This is a genomic window from Mycobacterium intermedium, assembly GCF_002086275.1.
In the GTDB taxonomy this organism is placed as follows: domain Bacteria; phylum Actinomycetota; class Actinomycetes; order Mycobacteriales; family Mycobacteriaceae; genus Mycobacterium; species Mycobacterium intermedium.
The window spans coordinates 49,212-68,145 of the sequence record NZ_MVHT01000030.1; the positions used below are offsets into that span (position 1 = coordinate 49,212).

14 protein-coding genes and 3 pseudogenes are annotated in these 18,934 nt (G+C 64.7%); 11 read left to right on the forward strand and 6 right to left on the reverse strand.

Annotation, left to right across the window (positions count from 1 at the left end; genetic code table 11):
* Positions 1-85: 85 nt before the first annotated feature.
* Positions 86-2,665, forward strand: a complete 2,580-nt coding sequence (locus tag BST27_RS12850; protein ID WP_069420688.1) for an SEC-C domain-containing protein — start codon at positions 86-88, stop codon at positions 2,663-2,665.
* Between the two features lie 11 nt (positions 2,666-2,676).
* Here the strand turns inward: BST27_RS12850 and BST27_RS33140 are convergent, their stop codons facing one another.
* Positions 2,677-2,916 (reverse strand): hypothetical protein, encoded by a 240-nt coding sequence (locus BST27_RS33140; protein ID WP_211285308.1) that lies wholly within the window; start codon positions 2,914-2,916, stop codon positions 2,677-2,679.
* Between the two features lie 685 nt (positions 2,917-3,601).
* Here BST27_RS33140 and BST27_RS12860 point away from each other — a divergent pair.
* Positions 3,602-3,913 carry a type II toxin-antitoxin system VapC family toxin gene (locus BST27_RS12860; RefSeq protein WP_232007356.1) on the forward strand — a complete coding sequence of 104 codons (312 nt, stop codon included), beginning with the start codon at positions 3,602-3,604 and terminating at the stop codon, positions 3,911-3,913.
* Positions 3,914-4,012: 99 nt separating this feature from the next.
* Positions 4,013-4,279 (forward strand): hypothetical protein, encoded by a 267-nt coding sequence (locus BST27_RS12865; RefSeq protein WP_069420656.1) that lies wholly within the window; start codon positions 4,013-4,015, stop codon positions 4,277-4,279.
* 40 nt (positions 4,280-4,319) lie between these two features.
* On the opposite strand, the gene BST27_RS12870 is transcribed toward BST27_RS12865, so the two are convergent.
* A complete protein-coding gene (locus BST27_RS12870) occupies positions 4,320-7,649 on the reverse strand; it encodes a helix-turn-helix transcriptional regulator (RefSeq protein WP_069420655.1) in 3,330 nt (1,109 codons plus the stop codon).
* Between the two features lie 94 nt (positions 7,650-7,743).
* Between BST27_RS12870 and BST27_RS12875 the strand changes: the two genes are divergently transcribed.
* Positions 7,744-10,938, forward strand: coding sequence for an adenylate/guanylate cyclase domain-containing protein (locus BST27_RS12875; protein ID WP_069420654.1), 3,195 nt, complete (start codon positions 7,744-7,746; stop codon positions 10,936-10,938).
* Positions 10,939-11,065: 127 nt separating this feature from the next.
* Here BST27_RS12875 and BST27_RS33690 read toward each other — a convergent pair.
* Together BST27_RS33690 and BST27_RS12885 are read right to left on the reverse strand one after the other, a co-directional pair.
* Positions 11,066-11,227: pseudogene (locus BST27_RS33690) on the reverse strand (maltose acetyltransferase domain-containing protein); the annotation flags it as partial.
* Entirely contained in the window at positions 11,227-12,174 is a 948-nt protein-coding gene (locus BST27_RS12885; protein WP_069420653.1) for a GlxA family transcriptional regulator, read from the reverse strand. The pseudogene BST27_RS33690 and the gene BST27_RS12885, both read right to left, overlap by 1 nt.
* A gap of 73 nt (positions 12,175-12,247) precedes the next feature.
* Here BST27_RS12885 and BST27_RS12890 point away from each other — a divergent pair, with 73 nt between their 5' ends.
* Together BST27_RS12890 and BST27_RS12895 are read left to right on the forward strand one after the other, a co-directional pair.
* Positions 12,248-12,904 (forward strand): DJ-1/PfpI family protein, encoded by a 657-nt coding sequence (locus BST27_RS12890; RefSeq protein ID WP_069420652.1) that lies wholly within the window; start codon positions 12,248-12,250, stop codon positions 12,902-12,904.
* On the forward strand, positions 12,905-13,204 hold the full coding sequence (locus tag BST27_RS12895) for a hypothetical protein (RefSeq protein WP_069420651.1): 300 nt from the start codon (positions 12,905-12,907) through the stop codon (positions 13,202-13,204).
* Here BST27_RS12895 and BST27_RS12900 read toward each other — a convergent pair.
* Positions 13,201-13,692 carry a nitroreductase family deazaflavin-dependent oxidoreductase gene (locus BST27_RS12900; protein WP_156789285.1) on the reverse strand — a complete coding sequence of 164 codons (492 nt, stop codon included), beginning with the start codon at positions 13,690-13,692 and terminating at the stop codon, positions 13,201-13,203. The two genes, BST27_RS12895 and BST27_RS12900, sit on opposite strands and share 4 nt — an antisense overlap.
* 149 nt (positions 13,693-13,841) lie before the next feature.
* Complete coding sequence (locus tag BST27_RS12905; protein ID WP_069420650.1) at positions 13,842-15,374, reverse strand: serine/threonine-protein kinase; 1,533 nt, start codon at positions 15,372-15,374, stop codon at positions 13,842-13,844.
* Positions 15,375-15,613: 239 nt separating this feature from the next.
* Between BST27_RS12905 and BST27_RS12910 the strand changes: the two genes are divergently transcribed.
* From BST27_RS12910 to BST27_RS35050, 5 genes and pseudogenes are all read left to right on the forward strand, one after another.
* On the forward strand, positions 15,614-15,913 hold the full coding sequence (locus BST27_RS12910) for a hypothetical protein (RefSeq protein ID WP_069420649.1): 300 nt from the start codon (positions 15,614-15,616) through the stop codon (positions 15,911-15,913).
* A gap of 37 nt (positions 15,914-15,950) precedes the next feature.
* Positions 15,951-16,712 carry an Rv3717 family N-acetylmuramoyl-L-alanine amidase gene (locus BST27_RS12915; RefSeq protein WP_069420648.1) on the forward strand — a complete coding sequence of 254 codons (762 nt, stop codon included), beginning with the start codon at positions 15,951-15,953 and terminating at the stop codon, positions 16,710-16,712.
* A gap of 52 nt (positions 16,713-16,764) precedes the next feature.
* Complete coding sequence (locus BST27_RS12920; RefSeq protein ID WP_069420647.1) at positions 16,765-18,417, forward strand: serine/threonine-protein kinase; 1,653 nt, start codon at positions 16,765-16,767, stop codon at positions 18,415-18,417.
* 65 nt (positions 18,418-18,482) lie between these two features.
* A pseudogene (locus tag BST27_RS12925) lies at positions 18,483-18,668 on the forward strand (rhodanese-like domain-containing protein); the annotation flags it as partial.
* A 99-nt stretch (positions 18,669-18,767) separates the two neighbouring features.
* Positions 18,768-18,934: pseudogene (locus BST27_RS35050) on the forward strand (IS1634 family transposase); the annotation flags it as partial.

The following is an 18,934-nucleotide window of genomic DNA, read 5'->3' on the forward strand; positions in this document are numbered from 1 at the left end:
TCATGACGCGAGGCGCACGTCCCGGGCAAAGTAGCGCGGCGTAGTGCCTCGCCGACCGCAACGGCAGCGGCATAGGGTAGTGGGCGTGGCGGAAGTGTTGGATGCGGTGGGGACCCTTGCAGAAATTCTGATCGAACATGGCCCTCTGCCCGAGGACGACATAGCACGGCGACTGCAGGACTGCGGCGCGGATGATCCAGAAGCCATCATGGACGAGCTTCTCGACGAAATGGCCTGTCCGGCTAGGCAATTACTGGACGAGCGGTGGTTCTGGCTGCCGACGCTGCTACTGGGCAAAGTGTTCACGCACCGGATCGACGCAACCGAGGTTGCCCACGACATACTCGCCGTGACACCGGACCTGATCGTGATCGCGGAAGTCTGCGAGTACGAGGATTACGGACACTACGTCGACGGGTCGCCGGCGGAGGTCGCGCACCCAGGACTTGACGATGAGCTGATCGAGCAGCGCGGTGTCCCGGCCGAGCTGATCGGCCCGCACGCGTGGCTGCTCCTGCCGCCGGGCACGTTGGCGGGCCTGGAGGCGGGCGAGGGCGACCTCATCGGGGTGCGGGTGACCGGAAACGGTCTGGTGGTCGAGCGGGTCGACGCGGGTGCGCACACCGAGGTGGGCGAGCGTTTGGCAGCCACGTTCGACGACGAACCCGTGTACCTTGGCGCCGCCGTATGGACAATCTGTGCCGAGGACCCGGCGGTGTTCACCGAGCCATTACCGCCTCTCTCCGAGATCATCGACGATTACGGGCTGGCGCGTGACGGTGATTGGCTCGGGCCCGACGGGTTCGACTTCGACACTTGGCGTTTCGAGCGTGGGTGCACAGTGCTGGCCGAGCGACACGACCTCGACCCCGACGACGCGTTCGCGCTGTACACGTTGGTCAAACTGTTCGAAGAGGTGGCTGCGCTGGTCGACGCCGTCGATCTCGACGAGTCGCCGGCGGAGGCGTTGGGCACCGTGTGGAAGGGCGCGACCGGGGCGGGCGAAGCCACGGCCCAATTCGAAGAACTCCGCGAGTTGGTCGACCTCGTCGGTGAGCTTGGGGTGGTGCTGGCCGATCCGACGCTGGCCGAGCTGTTGGTGGCCGAGACCATCGGCACCGGCCGCGAAGGGGCGCCCGCGCTGGGCCTGTTCGCCGAGATCATCGGACCCAAAGTCCCGCGTACAGCGCTCGTGGGAGTTCGCTGGTTGCGCGCGGTGGCCCTGGAGCGGGTCGGGGCCGTCGACGCTTGCGAACGTGAGTTGCTGGAGGCTGAACGCATCGATCCCGATTGGCCGTTGGCGTTGATGGATCTGGCCCGCTTTGCTTCCGATCGCGGCGACGCGGAGCGCGGGTTGGCGTTGCTGCGCCGCGCCGGTGCTAGTCCCGATTACCCGCTCCTGCAGGTGCTGGAACGGCATCGCGGCGAGCCGCGCCGGGATATCGGTCGAAACGCGCTGTGCTGGTGTGGATCGGGCCTCAAGTACAAGAAGTGCCATCTAGGGCGTGAGCAACAGCCGCTAGCCGAGAGGGTCGGCTGGCTGTATATGAAGGCCGGTGAGCACGCCGTGGCGAGCGGGTGGACCGAGGCGGTGGCCGAGGTGGCCTGCGAACGCTGTCGCTACGCCGACGATTTTTCCGCTGCGTTGGACGCGGCGCTGGAAGATCCGCTGGTGACGGACGCGGTGCTGTTCGAGGGTGGCGCGTTCGAGGAGTTTCTCGAGGTACGCGGGCACCTGCTTCCCGACGACGAGCGACAGCTGGCCGAGCAGTGGTTGTTGGTGCATCGGTCGGTGTTCGAGGTCGAGGACGTGCACCGCGGCCACGGCATCACCGTGCGCGACCTGCGCACCGGCGACATCCATGAGGTACGTGAACGAACGGCGAGCCGTCAGCTGAAGCCGGGGCACCTAATCTGTGCGCGCGTGGTGCCGGCCGGGGACAGCATGCAGATCTTCGGCGGCATCGAACCAGTCGCCCTGCACGAACGCGACGCACTGATCGAACTGCTTGACACCGAACCCGACCCGGTGACGCTGGTGGCGCAGCTGAGTCGCCGCTTCGCACCGCCAGAGCTGGTGAACACCGAGGGCGACCCGCTCGCGATCTGCGAAGCCACCGTGCAAGTCAGTGACCCAGCCGCAATGGAGGCCGCGCTCGATGGCACCTACGACCGCGTCGAAGGTTACGAGCCGCCTCAGTGGATTGAGCATGTCACGACCAATGGCATGAACCGCGTCCGCGCCTCGCTCGTTCTGGACGGCCAGACGTTGCGGGTGCAGACCAACAGCGAAACGCGGATGGACCGAGTGCTGACCTTGTTGGCTCGTCTCGACCCGACGATGAACCTGCTCGAGGACTCCCGCCGTCCGATACATGACGTGCGCGAGGCGGCCGAGTTGGGCGGACAGTTGCCCACTGCCGGTGAGGACGCACTCGATCCCGACGATCCCGAGGTCGCCGCGATGCTCGACGATTTCATCCGCGACTACGAGACCAAATGGCTCGATGAACCCATTCCCGCGCTCAAGGGCCATTCACCGCGGCAAGCCGCCGACGACCCCACCCGGCGCGGCGACCTGATCAAACTGCTGGACAGCTTTCCCACGGAGGCGCGCAGCGGCACCATGGACGTCCGCCGGCTGCGGGCCGCGCTCGGCCTGTAACCAGTCGGCGTCTACACGAAACCTTCATCGACCAGGATGGCGCCCTTCGAGGTGATCACGTGCGCCTGGCCCGAACCGTGGACATCGCGGCACCAACTCTCGACCTCGAGAAAATCTTCCACCAGCCTGACATCGAAGCCCCCGTTCATGCCCGGCACCGGAAACCACAGGTGCTGGTCCGGCAGCTCGTGCAAGATCTCGACCGGCGGGTACCGCAGGACGCGTTGCGGGTCCCGTCCGTCATAGAGCACGCCACGGATGCGGCTGTCGATGACATCGGCCAGGTGCCAGTTGAGCGCGCGAATATTGTCCGGTGCCAGCGGCGAAGGGGGGGCTTCAGATAGCGCGTGCGCAATACCAGCGACTTGCGCTGTTGGGCTGCAACGTCTTTGGGGCGGCCAGCGTTGAGATCCCGTTCGCAGCGGACATCGTAGGCGGTGCGCCCCCACGCGTCAGGAAGCGACCTTAGCGCACCGCGCTCGATGAGTTCGGCGGCGACCTCATTAGGTGCGCCCTGCCAGGCCGCTTGGTGCAAGACGGTGAACCACGCCGTCCCGCCGGGACGCCACCAGTTGATGTCGACGAGTTCGTCGGGGTCGTCGAGCAGGTCGAACACGGTGGACCAGTCACCCATTTTGGCGGCGTCGGCCAGTTCGTGTCCCGCCGCGACGACGTCGTCGAACACCTGGTCGGGGTCGATGATCCCGCACCAAACAAAGGGCTCATCAGTCCGTGTGCTGTCGGGATTCATCGGCCCACTCACCACACTCCCATGTGCCGCTGCCAAGTAGCTGGGCTTGGAGCCTATTTCCTCGCGCGGGACCGAACCCGTAAGGCGCGCCGCGCGCAGTGCCAACGACTCGAGGGTCAAGCGCGCTAGGCGATGATGGCGCCGGTGGCCAGCGAGCCCGGGCCCGCCTGAGGAATGAAACTCTGGTGGCGCCCCAGCTCGTTGATCTCGAAGTTGTCTCGGTATGGCGCCGGCACGTTGTCGCTAGGCAAATGGCCGCCAGGCGAGCGGCTGATGCCATCGCGGATTTGGCGGACTTGCCGTTGCACCGTGCCCCGCACCAACCGCTTTTGCAGCGCATATGGGAACTGCGGCATGTCGTGCCGCCGTATGACGCCGCGTACGTTGCCCTTGCCGAGGCTCTCGAGGTTCGGTTTGTCACCGCCGATGCGCGTCTTTCCCGGGCGTCAGGCATCCGCTGCGAGATCGAGGTCATCAACGGGATCGGACGCACCTAACCCGTCTGCGGTGCGCCGGAAGGTGTCGACAAATTTTCTTGTCCACACGTTCGCGCGCCTCCCACAAAAGTCTCAACCACAGCTTTAACCTTTCAGGTCATGACGACCCGGGGGTCCTTGCTACTGCCAGAGTCCGAGATTCTGTCGGCGCTGGATTTCGACACCGAGATACCGTGCATCTGCCGGAAGTTCTGCGACGAAGCAGATCACCCGGCGGACTGGTGGATCACCCTGTCGTGCGGCTGCCGTTACCCGTTCTGCCACAAGGCGTTACGGATTTCGCGGATTCGCCTGAAGATTCGCGCTCTGACCTGTCACTTGTGCTCGACGCACAACATTGCCATCAGCCGAGTGGTGCGCACGTAGCCCCCGCGCGCTACTTCGCGAGCAGACGCAAAGTCGTACGCTACCCGCCGTGAAAGTACAAGTTCGCGTCTGCTCGCGGCGACAGGGCTTCCTGTACGAGCTGGACCCGGGACGTGATGCCAAGCTTGGCGTACACATGTGTCAGATGCGTCTGTACGGTGCGGGGTGAGATGAACAGCCGCGCGCCAATGTCCTTGTTGCTCAGTCCTTCCCGCACTAACTGGGCTACATCCCGCTCCATCGGCGTCAGCGATCCCCAACCGCTCGCGGGCCGCTTGCGTTCACCGCGACCCCGTTGCGCGTATGCAATCGCCTCCTCGGTGGACAATGCCGCACCTTCAGCCCACATGGCTTCAAACTCCGGCTGCCGTAGGAACTCTCGGAGAGCCGCAATCGCTTCCTGGTAACCGGCTTGATGCACCGGAAAGCGAGTCTCCCCGGTACGTTCCCGGATCGCGTCCGCCGCGCCTAACAAGCGCGTCACGTAAGAGCGGTTGCCGCCATCGGCCTCGACGCGTGCTAGGCATTCCAGAGCGTCGGGAACCCGTAGGTAGGCGTGAGTCCTCCCAGCGATCGCCAAGGCCTCGTGAGCGTCACGTTCAGCCTGGTCTGCCTCCCCTTGGGCGAGCGCGACGTAGGCGCGCGCCGTCAGCGCCGATACTTGGTACCAACCTGGCAGCCCTGCCGCAACGGTCTCGTCGGCCCACTGGCGGGCTGCGACTAAGTCACCACATGCCAGCAGTGCCTCCGCCATGGGCATCAAACCCCGCACGTATACCTGGCGCAAGGGAATGGTGTGTTGCCAAGCCATTTCCCCCGCGTGCCTCGCCGCCATGGCATCGCCGGCGGCCAAATTGGCCCACATCAATCCGCCGTATATCCCGTCCTGGTAAAGCCCCATCGCGTTTGCGGCCCCGAACCCGGCCTGAACCGCCTCCTGCGCGCCAACCACCTCGCCTCCGTACGCGAGCGTCACGCTGAGGGCAACTTGGCTGATGGCCGACACGGGCGGGTCTCCGTTGTCCTTCGTCTCCTCGGCGACGGAGCGGAGCACCCCGATGGCATCGGCGAGATCGCCGCGCATGGCCAGGAGGGAGCCCAGCCATACACGGCTCATTCGCGAGATCTGCCAGTAGCCGAGCGAGTCAGCGATGTCACGTCCTTCTTCGGCGGCCGCGAGCGCGAGCAGCGGTTCGCCCGCGTAGTAAGCCATGGTCGTTTGATAGGCCAGGATCTGGCACAGGTTCCACCGATCGCCGGTCGCACGGGTTAGTTCAATCGCTTCGGCGAAGTAGGGTCGCGCCAGGTCCGCAAAGTAGATCGTTGCCGTCGCGCACCCCACGAGGGCGCGACAGATCAATGCTGGGTTGTCGAGTTGGCGCGCTAAATCCAGTGCTGCGCGCGCCCTTTCGAGATCCACGGGTGCGACCATCCACATGGAGAGGACGCTCTGGTCAGCGACGGCTTGGATCCAGACCGCCGGTGCTACGTCACCCCTAGGACGCGCATCGCTCAACACGGCGTCGAAGCCGGTGAGGCCCTCACTGAACCGACCGCGGGCCAACCAGAACGTTTGCAACGAGGACACCAGCCTCAGCGCGGTATCGACTTCGCCGTTCTCCGTGCTCCAGGAGAAGGCGGCGCGGAGGTTGTCGATCTCGGTGTCCGCCCACGCCATCAGGCGCTCAGCGCCCGCCTCCTGTTGCGATGCCAAATCGACAGCCGCATTGACGTAGAAGTCACGGTGGCGGGTGCGAACTTCATCGGCTTCGCCGGATTCGCCGAGCTTTTCCTGTGCGTACTGGCGCACGGTTTCCAGCATTCGGTAGCGCATTTCGGTGCCCGAATCGTCGGTAACCACAAGAGATTTGTCGACGAGCAGGCCGAGTTGATCGAGCAGTTGGTAGCTTTCGGCATCGTCGGCGGCGCCGACGGCCTGGGCGGCATCAAAATCGAACCCGCCCGCGAAAACCGCGAGTCGTCGAAACAGCACGCGCTCGGGCTCAGTGAGCAATGCATGCGACCAATCAACCGAGGCGCGTAGCGTCTGTTGACGCCGTACCGCGGTGCGCGCGCCGCCAGTCAGCAACCGGAACCGGTCATGCAGGCTGTCCACGATCTGATGCAGTGACAACGACCGAACCCGCGCTGCAGCAAGCTCGATTGCCAAAGGCATACCGTCCAGACGGGTGCAGATCTCAGCAATCTGAGCGTAATTATGCTCACCCACAACGAAATCCGTGCGAACCCTGCGAGCCCGGTCGCGGAACAGCTCGATCGCCTCATCCGCTAGCGGCAGCGACGGCACCCGCCAACAAAGCTCACCGGGCACACCCAGCGGCTCGCGGCTAGTGGTCAAAACCGTCAACTGTGGGCTGGCGGCGAGTAGTTCGACCACCATGCTTCCGCAGGCATCGAGCAGGTGCTCGCAATTGTCGAGCACCAACAGCAGTTTCTTCTCACCGAAGAAACTCATCAGCACTTCCATGGCGGAGCGCCCTGGCTGATCGGGTAGACCTAACGTGCGAGCGACGGTCACCGGTGCAACGGCGGGATTCGTGATCGGTGCGAGGTCGACATACCAAATACCGTCACCGAATTCCGTGGTCAACCGGGAGGCGACTTCGATGGCGAGTCGGGTCTTGCCGGCCCCGCCGGCGCCGGTCAAGGTGACCAGTCGGTTGTCGGTCACCAGCTGGCACACCTCAGTCATTTCTGACTGGCGCCCGACAAAAATTGTCAGCTGGGTGGGCAGATTATGCGACGCCATAGTCTGTTTGACGCGCAACGGCGGGAACTCGTTGCGTGGCTCGGGATGACACAGCTGCACTACGCGTTCGGGACGTGGCACACCGCGCAGCGCGTAGCTGCCCAGCTCGATCAGCCAGACATCGTCGGGAAGACGGTCGAGGACCATTGCTTCAGTCGCTCCCGACAACACCGTCTGCCCGCCATGGGCCAGATCGCGGATGCGCGCGGTACGGTTGATCGTCGGACCGGCGTAGTTGGATTCGTCGCGCAGTTGGATTTCGCCGGTGTGGACGCCGATGCGGATCTGGATCGGGTCCAAGTGGGCTTGTTGCAGCTCGAGTGCGCACGCGACCGCGTCGGAAGCACGGGGGAAGGCGGCCACGAAGCTGTCGCCCTCGCCCTGTTCGACTGGACGTACCCCGTCGTGGGCCGCGATGGACCGGTTCACGGCTTGGTTGAGTTGTGCCAGTGCGGCGGCCATCTGCTCGGGTTGGGTTTCCCAGAGCCGCGTTGAGCCTTCGACGTCAGCCAGAAGCAGCGTCACCGTGCCGGTCGGCAGCAATTCAGTCAAGCCCAACTCGCTCCAGTTCAGTGGCGAGATTTCGGTGTGTGGGCTCATGGTAGCCAGCTTCGCGGCTCGTGCCCTAGAAAACATCCGCGCAACCGCGCAGATGTGCCCCCCGATGAGCGCGTAGAAGTGCCACGATAGCCAGGTGACCGACTCTCGGCCGCGCCAAACGGAAACGGCGTCGATTGATGAGTTGCTAGATCGCGCGGTCGCGGCAGTCAACCGCGGTGATCGCGCCGCCGCGACGGATTTGGCGGGTCAGGTGCTGGCCGCCGACAGTGCAAATGCCGAAGCCGAGGATTTGTTGGCCGCGCCCGCCGACCCCGGTGAGATCCGGCGATTGACCATCTTCTTTGCCGATCTGGTGGATTCGACGGTGCTGTCTACTCAGGTCGAACCCGAGACGTACCGCCTCCTGGTTGGGCGTTATCGCGATCAGGTGTTGCGCGCGGTGAACCGGTACGAAGGTCACATCGGATCCACAAAGGGGGATGGGCTGTTGGCCGTGTTTGGCCACCCAGTCGCTCATGAAGATGACGTGCGCCGGGCGGTTCAGGCTGGGCTTGAAATCACCCGCGAGGTAGTCAAACTCAGCGATCAAGCTCGCCGCCGCCTTGGCATCGAGATCCACGTCCGCGTTGGGGTACACCGCGGGTTGGTCTACTTGGATACCGCCCAAGACGACGTCTACGGGTTGGCTGCCAACCTCGCTGCGCGAGTCAGTGGCCTTGCCGCACCGGATACTGTGGTGGTTTCAGAAGCGGTTGCGGCGTTGGTAGGCAACAATTTCGAGTTGGAACCGTGCGCAGCGGTGCTGGTTAAAGGGGTCGCGGATCCGATCGCTCACTACCGGGTGGTCGCTGAGCGTTCGTCGTCGCCCAGATCGGTTCATGGTCCGCTGGTGGGCCGTGATGGGGAAGTGGCACATCTCGAAAAGTCTTGGGCGCAAGCGCAGGACGGAACGCTGAGCACCCCGGGCGTGGTGTTTCGAGGCGAACCAGGGATCGGGAAGTCGCGACTCGCGGCCGCGGCGGCCCAACTGGCCGGGGACTTGCCGCTGGTGGAATTGATCGGTTCACCATTTCATGTCGACGTGGGCCTGCGTCCGGTGCGGACGTTGTTGGAACGGCGCTGCAGCATAGGCCGCAACACCGATCAAGCGGAGCGGCTGCGCTTGTTGGACGACGAAATTTGCCGGTGTGGACTGGAGCCGCCAGACAGCCTGCCGTTACTGGCGCCCGTGCTCGGCATCGATGCCGGCTACCCGCGAGTGGCGGCTGAGGGCCAAAAGCTGTACGACCTGATTACGCATGCGGTGCAGGACTATCTGGCGGCATGTCTGGGTCGCGGGGCCGGTTTGGTGATCGCCGAGGATGTGCACTGGTTCGACCAGGCGACGCGTGCGTTGCTCGGCTCGTTGCTGGGCGCGGCCGACGGCCGACTGCTCCTGGTAATGACCGGACGTCCTGGTGATTGGCTGCCGGCTGAATGGCCGTGCACCGTGTTCGACCTGGCTCCGTTGACCGACCAGCAGACTCACGACCTGATCGCCGCACTCGATCCGAACCTGACCGCCGACCAGCGGACGGCGGTCGCCGCACGGTGCGACGGAGTGCCGTTCTACATCGAACAGGTCATTCGCGGACTGGGAGAGTCGGGCGTGCCGGAGACGTTGTACGAGCCACTATTCGCACGATTGCGGGCCAGCCCGAAGGTGGTGCCGGTGGTGGAGGCGGCGGCCGTCATTGGCCGCCACATTGACCAAGGTCTGCTGCGCTCGGTGGTCGAGCTAAGCGACCACGAAATCGACGAGGTTATCTCCGAACTAGAAGATGCGCTGGTAATTGAGCCGTGGACCGATGGCAATTGGCGTTTTCGCCACGAGCTGCTGCGCGAAGTCGCTGCGGAATTGGCGCCCCCGAGCGTGCGTCGGGATCTGCACGCCAAGGTGGCCGACGCCATGATCGGCAACCAGGTTGACGCCGACCCGGACTGGCAATTGGCCGCTGGCCACTTCGAGCATGCGGAGCGATTCCGCGACGCAGCCATGGCTTATGAACGCGCGGCGGCGGGCGCGCGGCTTCGCGGTGCGCTGGGCGAAGCTCGCTCATACTTGACCAGGGGCCTTGACCAAATCGACCGCGCCCCTGCGGGCCCAGATCGTGACCACCGGGAATTGGCGCTGCGCCTAGAACGCGGCCGCCTCGCCGGGGCCACCGAGGGCTATCAGAGTCCTGCCGCGGCGGTTGATTACGAGCGGTGCCTGCAGCTGGCCGGAAGCGACCTGCGGGACGAGGAACTCTTCGCCACCCTGGCCGCGCTGGCGGGCTACTACGTCACGCGCGCAGACCTGGATCGCGCGGTACAGGTCGTCGAGTCGCTGCGCGCCGGTGTCCGACACGGGCGTCAGTGGTTCGCTCCGGTGATCGACGCCTACCTAGGGATGGTTGCGCTTCTGCGCGGCGAATTCCGCTCCGCTACAGCCTATCTCGAAGCCGCTATTGCGGGCCTGGCTGCGGTAGACCGGGACGGCGCCTACCTCCACGAGCCTGGGTGGTATGTGGCCAACGAGCCGCTGACGTATGCCTACGCGCACCTGGCCTGCGCCCGTTTCATGCGCGGTGACCTTGTCGGGGGTGAACGGGAGCTCGAGCGGAGCGCACGTCACAGTGAACAACTCGGTTTTCCCGCGGGCCCATACACCGTCGGTTATGCGGCGATGCTCGAGATAGGGATGCGCATTGACGCCGGCCAGCTCGACACGGCCGCGTCCCTGGCTGCCAAAGTGAGTGAACTGGGTGAGCGGCACGGTTTCGCCATATGGCAGCTGGTCGGCGCCACTTGCCAAGCCGCCACGGGCGGCATGACGGCGCTCGCCGCCGACGACCAAGCCGCTCTGGGCGGTCACATTACGACGATGATCGCCCTCCTCGACTACTTTCGAACGTTCGAGGCCAACAGTTTTCGCACCAGTTATGACGGTGTCATCGGGCGGCTGCTGATTGGTGCCGGCCAGCTTGACGCCGCCAGGGCGCGCCTTGACATCGGGTTGTCACTGGCCCGCGACACGGGGATGCGCTTCTACGACGCGGAACTGTTGCGGCTGCGCTCCCGAACTCACGAGGGCAGGCAGCGTCAACTCGGTGTGGATGCGGCGCTCAAACTAGCCCGTCACCAAGGTGCGACGCTCTTTGAATTACGCGCCGCATTAGACGATTTCGAGATCCGTGGTGAGTCAGCGGTAGCCGCAGTCGGGGATGCATTGAAGCGCATGCCCGGTGGCTATGCGTGGCCAGAAGTGACGAGAGCCAAAGCTGTGCTCGGAATTCTGGATCGGTAACTGCGTACGCCGATTGGGCAACAGCGCCGATCTCGATCGTCGCAGCAGTTCCGGCTAGGGCCGTTTCAAGATGACTGAGTACGCATTGAAAACGGGGTCGTATCTCCGAACCCGCGCCGAGCGAACCGAGTAACTCGCGCAGTACGCGTTGCCCGGTTTCGTCATCGTCGGCGCAGGTTGTGTTGACGACGTCGAGGAGTCGCCGGCAGTTTCGGCGACTTGCCACGAGATCGGGATCGCCGGCTTGATACAACGCGCCGCTGAGCATGCGGTCGCGTTGACTTGGCATCAGACGCCGGCTTTCGCGCGGAACGTGTCGCGATAAGCCTGCGGTGCCACGCCGGCGATGCGGCGGAACTGCTCCCGGAAGTTGGCGGCAGAGGCGAAACCGACTTGACGGCCAATGGATCCGACGCTGTCGGAGCTTGACTCCAACAACTCCTGGGCGCGGCGGATCCGCACGCCGTTGAGCCACTGCATCGGCGTTTGCCCTGTCTCGCTGTGGAATTGCCTGTTGAGCGTGCGCACGCTGATAGCCGCCTGGCGGGCGATGTCGGCGAGAGTCAATGGGCGGTGTGCGTTGTCGTCGATCCAGGCGAGCAGGCCGTCGAGTCCGGTGTTGGTCTGGCGGCGGTGTCTGACGATGAACTGCGCCTGGCCGCCGCTGCGGTGAAGGGGAGCAACCGCGAGCCTCGCCGCGTCGGCGGCGACGGCCGCCCCGTAGTCGTTGGCCACCATCTGCAGACAAAGGTCCAGGCCCGCCGAGGCTCCGGCCGAGGTGAGGATCTGGCCTTCGTCGACGTAGAGCACGCCGGGGTCGAGGTTGACGGCGGGGAAGCAGGAGGCAAAATGGTCGGCGGCCACCCAGTGGGTGGTGGCACGTTTGCCGTCCAGCGCCCCGGTGGCGGCCAGCGTGAAGGCGCCGCTGCAGATGGAGGCGATACGGATTCCCTTGTCGTAGGCGGCTTTCAGTGCCACGACGACATCGTCGCGGACGGGGGTAGTGACGTCATTTCGACCGGGAACGATGATGGTGTCGGCGTTGGCCAGTTCATCCAGGCCGAAGTCGGTGGCGATTCGGATCGGTCCTGCGTCGACGGTGGGTTCAGCGCCGCACACTCGCACCCGGTAGCCCGGTTCACCGTCGGCCAGCCGGATGCGGCCGAATGTCTCGATCGCGATGGTCAAGTCGAAGGCGATGACGTCCGGCTCCGCCAGCACGGCCACTCGGTGCATAGTGGCAATATACCGGCGCAATATGGCTATCTGGCCACTGGTCTCGTCGAGTGCGGGCCGACACGATGGTGGCGTGCATGCGCAGATCGTGTTGTATGACGGGTTCGACCCGTTCGATGTCATCGCTCCTTTCGAAGTTCTGGCCGCGGGCAGCGACTGCGTCGGCGGTGAACTCGAGGTGACGTTGGTGTCGGCGGAGGGGGTGCGGACCGTCGTCAGCGGTACCCGCGGACTGACGTTGGCCGCGACGGATCAGCTGGATCCCGCTAAGCCCGGTGCGATCATCGTGCCCGGGGCGAGCGGGCCCACCGTCGGCGATCCCGACGAGGGTGTCGAAACGATCCCCGTGCTGTTGGCCAGGGCCGCGCAGACGGACTTGGCGGTCTTGCTGGCCAAGGGTTTTGACAATCCCGAGCTGATCATGGCAGGGGTGTGCGGCGGTTCGTTGGTGATGGCGATGGCCGGTCTGATCGAGGGGCGCCACGCGGTCACCCATCACCTGGGCCTCGACGTGCTCGACGCCACCGGGGTACGGGCCGTTGCGGCGCGGGTGGTCGACGACGGCAATCTCGTCACCGCCGGCGGGGTGACGTCGGGCCTGGATCTGGCGCTGCATCTGCTGGACCGGTGGTACGGGCCGCGCGTCACCCACGCCGTCGAAGTGCTGTTCGAATACGAGCGCCGCGGAATCGTGTGGCGCGCAACAGGTCGAGAACCACTGGAGGTATAGATGGCCATCGATGGGGAGTGGGACGTCAAGATCAAGACGCCGATCGGCTCGCTGGCAACGCAATACGCATTCACCGCCGGGCCCGGCGGTCTCGCCGGGACCGCGACCTACAAGGACGAAACGGTTGCGCTACAAGACCTTACGGCCGACGGGGAGCGGTTGACCTGGCGGCAGTCCGTTACCAAGCCGATGCGGCTGAACCTGAAGTTCGATGTTGTGGTGGACGGTGACACCATGACCGGGCATTCGCGCGCCGGTCGACTGCCCCGATCTGAGGTGACAGGCCGCCGTCGCTGCTAAGGGGTGTGACTTTCGTGCAGCCAAACGAAGTCTTCGATTCCGGCAAGCTGCAATACGATTCGCTCCCGTAACGGCCAGGCCCGCAGCGGCTCTCGCCCAGACATGAGCTCCGGTCCGTCGACCCGGTAGGTGCGCCCCTTCCAGTCGAAGGTGCCTCCGCCGGCCGCCGCCAGGTTGCGATACCAGTCCGCCCGGGTGCCATAGGTCAGCGGCAGCAAGAAGCCGTCCCCGTGGCGGACGGTGGCCAGGGGCGTTTGGTAGACCCGCCCGCTACGACGTCCCGTATGGGTGAGAAGACCGTGCGGCGACAGCGGAGTTCCTGCGACCGTGCCGGTGGTGGAGTTGAACCGCTTGATGAACGTCCGGAACGGGGCGGAATCGATCAGCCGATGCCGGTTCGCACTAAAGAGCCTCAACAACAACGCGAACGAAAGTGAGGTCAGGCCAAGAGCAAGCCCGGCCAGGAGGATCAACCGTTTCGGCGCCATACCGAGAGAGTAGAGGGTGGTGAGCAGACGCGAACTTGTACGATTCCGGCCGGAATCGGTAAAATTTGCGTGGGCTCGCGGCGGGGCAGGGCGCGCGGGGGCATCACGCGCGGGGGCAGCGCCGGGGGGGACTGTTCGCGAGGGGACTGCTAGTTGTTGTAGGCGGTGCTGCCGTCGACGGGGTGTGTGGTGCTGATGATCTTGGCGATGCAGTGGTCGCGGTCGTATCCCTGGCTTCGGCACCATGCCAGCGCACCGGCGGAATCTCTATAGGTGATCGGCACGACGGTGACCCAGTAGTCAGGCGCCGAGAAGGTCGACCAATCGCCCGACCACAAGAGTTTGGCCCCGTATCGCTGTTTGAATGCCAGGAATTCGTCGAGTGCCATCTGGTTGTCCCAGACGACGCCGTTGTCTACGACGCCGGGGCGCTTTGAGCTCAGTTGGGGAACCCAGCGGTCGGCCAGCTGGCTGGCGACGAAAGCGCGGTCGCTGCTTGCCAATTGGCGCAGCTGTTGTTCGGGATCTTGACTTGCGGTCGTGGTGGGAGTCGACGGGGCGGATGACCGCGTGGTCGTGGTCTCCCGGGTCGGGTAGGTGGTGTATTGCGGTGTGGGGTAGGCGACCGTGGGCGACGGCGGGCGCGAGTCGTTGTTGCCGACAAGCACAACGACCACAACGACAATGGCGATCACGAGCGCGGCTGCCAGCCCGATAACGGTGGCTAGCAACGCCGTTCCTGGACGCCCGGTGTCCGACTGGGCAACGTGAGGGGGAACGGGCAGCACCTGGTAGGGCGGGTAGCTGGGTGGCGGCATCGTTGGGCGCGGTGCCGATACGGGGCCTGAGGGGTAACCGTTCGGCCCCGCGAGCGCACGCTTTGCGGCGCGCGCCAGACCTCCGGCAGTTGTGTAGCGGTCTTCGGGGTGTTTGGCCATGCCGCAGGCGATAACGTCGTCGAGCGCGCGTGGAAGGTAACCGATGAGGGCACTGGGTCGTGGCGGTGCAGCCGACATGTGAGCGCCGATGACGTGTTCGAGGCGATCGCTGGGAAAAGGCAGGGAGCCGGTCAACGCCTCGAAGAGAACGCAGGTAAGGCCGTAGATGTCGACCGCTCGCGTCGTTGCTTCGTCGCGGAATCGTTCCGGTGCCATGTAGGCCCAGCTGCCCACCGTTTGCCCGGCCTGGGTCAGGTGCGTGTCGCCCTTGGCTTCGGCGATACCGAAGTCCACCAGGTACGCGAAATCGTCCTCGGTGACGATGATGTTCTGCGGCTTGACGTCACGATGGATGAGCCCTTGCGCGTGGGCGGCGTCCAAGGCGGAAGCGACCTGTCTGATGATGTCGATCGCTCGCTCCGGCTCGAGGGGACCCGCGGCGAGGATGTCGTGCAATGTTTGTCCGCGGACTAACCGCATGTCGATGTAGAGAATGCCGTCGATTTCGCCCCAGTCGTGGATAGGAATGACGTGCGGTTCCTGCAGAATTGCCGCGGCGCGGGACTCGCGCAGGAACCGGGTGCGAAACTGTTGGTCCTGCGCGTATCGGTCGGCGAGCAGTTTCAGCGCGACAGTTCGGCCTTTGTCGGTGTCATAGGCCTCGTAAACCTCACCCATCCCGCCGCTGCCCAGCAAGCGGCGGATTTGGTATTTACCAAAGCTGCCCCCGACTCGCGAAGCCACGGCACCTCCTGTGCGTTCGCCGGCTCGGCGGACTAGAACAGGCGACGCGCGCCAAATATACCCATTGTTTGCTATTGCAATACAAGAGTCGGTGGCAACTGATGTTCCGAGCTCGGCCGCTGTTTGCTATGGCTAATGCTCCGCGCCGGAGCCACAATGCCCGCTCGAATTCGCTGGCACCGGCGCCATCACCTTTCGCCGCCCGAAACTTGTCAGTGCTGCTGAGTAGGTTGCGGTGCATGTGGGGTGCACTATTCGCGGTCTTCCTGATCGCCGTGATCGTCATCAAGTTCTTCTGGTGGATCATCGGCGCCGCGGCGATGATCGGCCTCTTTCACATCGCCAGGTTGATTGCGCGCTGGTACAGCGAACGTTCGGCCGCGTACGCGCGCTATTGGGCCGGCCTCGCCGCCCGCGCCGACCAGCAGCACAAGTGGGTGTTGCGTGGCGACGACCGCGGCATCTACGGATCCGAAGGCGCTGAACTCATGCATCGCCTCTTCCCCGCGCAGAATCAGATCAGGCGCCGAACAGGGTGAAGGGCGCGCCGACGTGTTGACTGGTTACGATCGCGCGATGAGCGATCCGATCGGCGGCTGGCATTTCCGACGGCGCGACATCTTGAAATTCGTCGGCCTGACCCCGGCGGTGATCGCGGGTGGCGCCTTGATCGACGTGCCCCGCGCGACGGCGAACATCGCGGGAAAGTCTGTTTTCCTCGATGCGGGCCACAGCGGAGTCTTCGACTCGTCACTCAATCGGCCGGTCCCCAACGGTCGTAACGGCGAGAAGCCGTGCAACACCTCCGGCACAGCTACCAACGACGGCTATCCGGAGCACGCCTTCACCTTCGCCGTCGTCCAGCTGGTCGCCGGTGCCCTGCAACAAGCGGGTGTTCAGGTTCAGCAGTCTCGCTATGACGACGGCTCGGTAGGCCCGTGCATCGACGAGCGCGCAGCCGTCGCCAATGCGATGCGCCCCGACGCGATCGTCAGCATCCACGCCGACGGCGGCCCGCCGAACGGTCGCGGATTCCACGTGAACTACTCGAGCCCGCCGATCAACGAAGTTCAGACCGGCCCCGCGATCCGGCTGGCGAACACGATGCGCGATGCCCTGGCCGCGGCTGGACTGCAACCGGCGAACTACATCGGGTCGAATGGGCTCTACGGCCGCGCCGACCTGGCCGGGTTGAACCTGGCTCAATTCCCCGCGGTTCTCGTCGAACTCGGCAATATGCGTAACGCCGAAGACGCCGCCCAGATCGCCAGCCCCGAGGGTCGGGCACGCTATGCCGATGCGGTCGTTGCGGGCATCACGAACTTTCTGAGCCAATAAGGACTCCACACGCCGTCGCGGGCTGACGCATACTGTCGGTTACCGGGAGGAGATGACGGTGTCTTTCGATGGCTCGCGCGTGGGCACGACATTCGGTAAGTACAAGATCACCGGCGTCCTCGGAAAAGGGGGAATGGGCGAGGTCTACGAGGCCTACGACAATCAGATCGGCCGAACCGTCGCGCTGAAAATAATCCAGAGTCAGTATGCGAACGACCGGAAATTCCGGACGCGGTTCGAGCGAGAATCCCACGCCGCAGCGACGTTGCAGGAACCGCACGTCATACCCATTCATGGATTCGGCGAAATCGACGGCTTCCTGTTTATCGATATGCGACTGGTCCGCGGGCAGGACTTGGAAAGTTTGATCAAGAAGCGGCCGCTCGATCCTGAGCGCGCCGTCGACATCATCGGCCAGATCGCGGCGGCGCTGGACGCCGCGCACGCCGACGGGTTGATTCATCGGGACGTCAAACCGCAAAACATCCTTGTCACACCGGCCGATTTCGCATATCTGGTCGACTTCGGCCTCGCCGAAACACTGGGCGAAAGCACCCGGCTGACGGCGACGGATACGCGAATCGGTTCCTGGGCGTACATGGCACCCGAACGTTTCGCCGACAACCGGATCACGCCGTCCGTAGACATCTACGCGCTGGCCTGCGTGCTTTACGAATCACTCACCGGAAGCCTCCCGTTCCCCAACGGAAGCCAAGAGGCGCTCATCAGGGCACACCTGCAGTTGCCGCCGCCGCGGCCAAGCCTGGTCGATCCGAGGATTCCGCCGGCCTTTGACGACGTGATCGCCCGCGGAATGGCCAAAGAACCCGACGACCGGTACGGAAGCGCGGGCGCGTTGGCGCGCGCGGCCGGTCGGGCACTGCGCGGCACGGGGCGTGCGCCCACTGACCCGCAGGCATACAACGCCCCGCAGGCGTATATGCCGACGGAACGCCAGTCTTGGTCCCCGGCGCCATCGGCGCCGGCCGCGCCGCCGACACGACCGGCGCCCACGCGCCCGGCGCCTCCGCGGCGTACGCCCATGCCCCCTACGCCCATGCCGTCCATGGCCCCGCCGCCGGCTGCCCAGCAGGCAATGAGTACCAACGAAAGGTCCGGCGACCGCGGATCGCGCGGGATGGTTTACGCGGCTATCGCGGTCGCCGCCGCAGCCGTCCTCGGGGCCGTCGGCTTGGTTGTTGGCCTCTCCATCAACAAGGACTCGAATTCGGGTCCAACGGCTGCGCCGTTGCGTCCCACGGGAATTCCGCCAGCATCACCTCCGGAAGAGACTTCGTCGAATCTGCCGTCGTCGGCTCCTTACCCGCAACCGACGTCTCGCCCCGCCGCCGCGCAACCGCCGCTCGTCACCGGTCCGGACCAGAGCACCAGCCACGAAACTTGCGACAACGGCTTTCAACTCAACAACGCCACCGGGTTTGGCACCCGCGGTGGTCGAGGATCACCGCAGACGTCATGCGCGTTCGCCAACAACGTGTTGGTCTCTTACTGGAACACCTACCACAACGCCAGCAACACACCGCGCATGGTTTCCGCGCCGGGCGCTGTCGGTTGTTCCACCGTCCCCGGTGCGATTTGCGACCCAAACAACAGATCGCAGTTCCTGGTGCAGTGCGTCGGAAGCGACTCGAATTCGTGGATCACCTGCACCGGAGGCAAGGACGCCGTCGTCTACCTGTGGTGACGGCAGTTAAAGTTTGTGCGATTTAAACGGTGCCTTCCCCCGGCCGTACGGGGTACTAGAGCACGATGAACGCTCCGACGAAAACCGCCATTGCCGCAACGGAACTGGACGAACTGCTCAACGGGGAGAATCCTCCGCGCGTCGTCGACGTACGAACCCCGGCAGAGTTCGAGACCGCGCATATCCCTGGCTCCTACAACGTACCGCTCGATGTGCTGCGCAAGCATCGTTCCGAAATCCTGACTTGGCTCACGATTTTGGGTTGGTGATGCGCGTAGGGGTTTGACCTGTGGTTTCGTGGTCGGTTCTGCGTAAGTTTGTGCACTAAATCGGGGCCGTAGGCTGCCGGGGTGGCCTACGTGCGCACCGTGAAGACCGCCTCGGGGGCGACCGCGGTGCAGATCGTGTGGTCCAACCGGCGAGGAGCGCGCTCGATTGAGCATCTGGGCTCAGCCCATGATGACGGCGAACTTGTGGCGCTCAAGGCGGCCGCTGCCCAGCGGTTGGCGGCGAATCA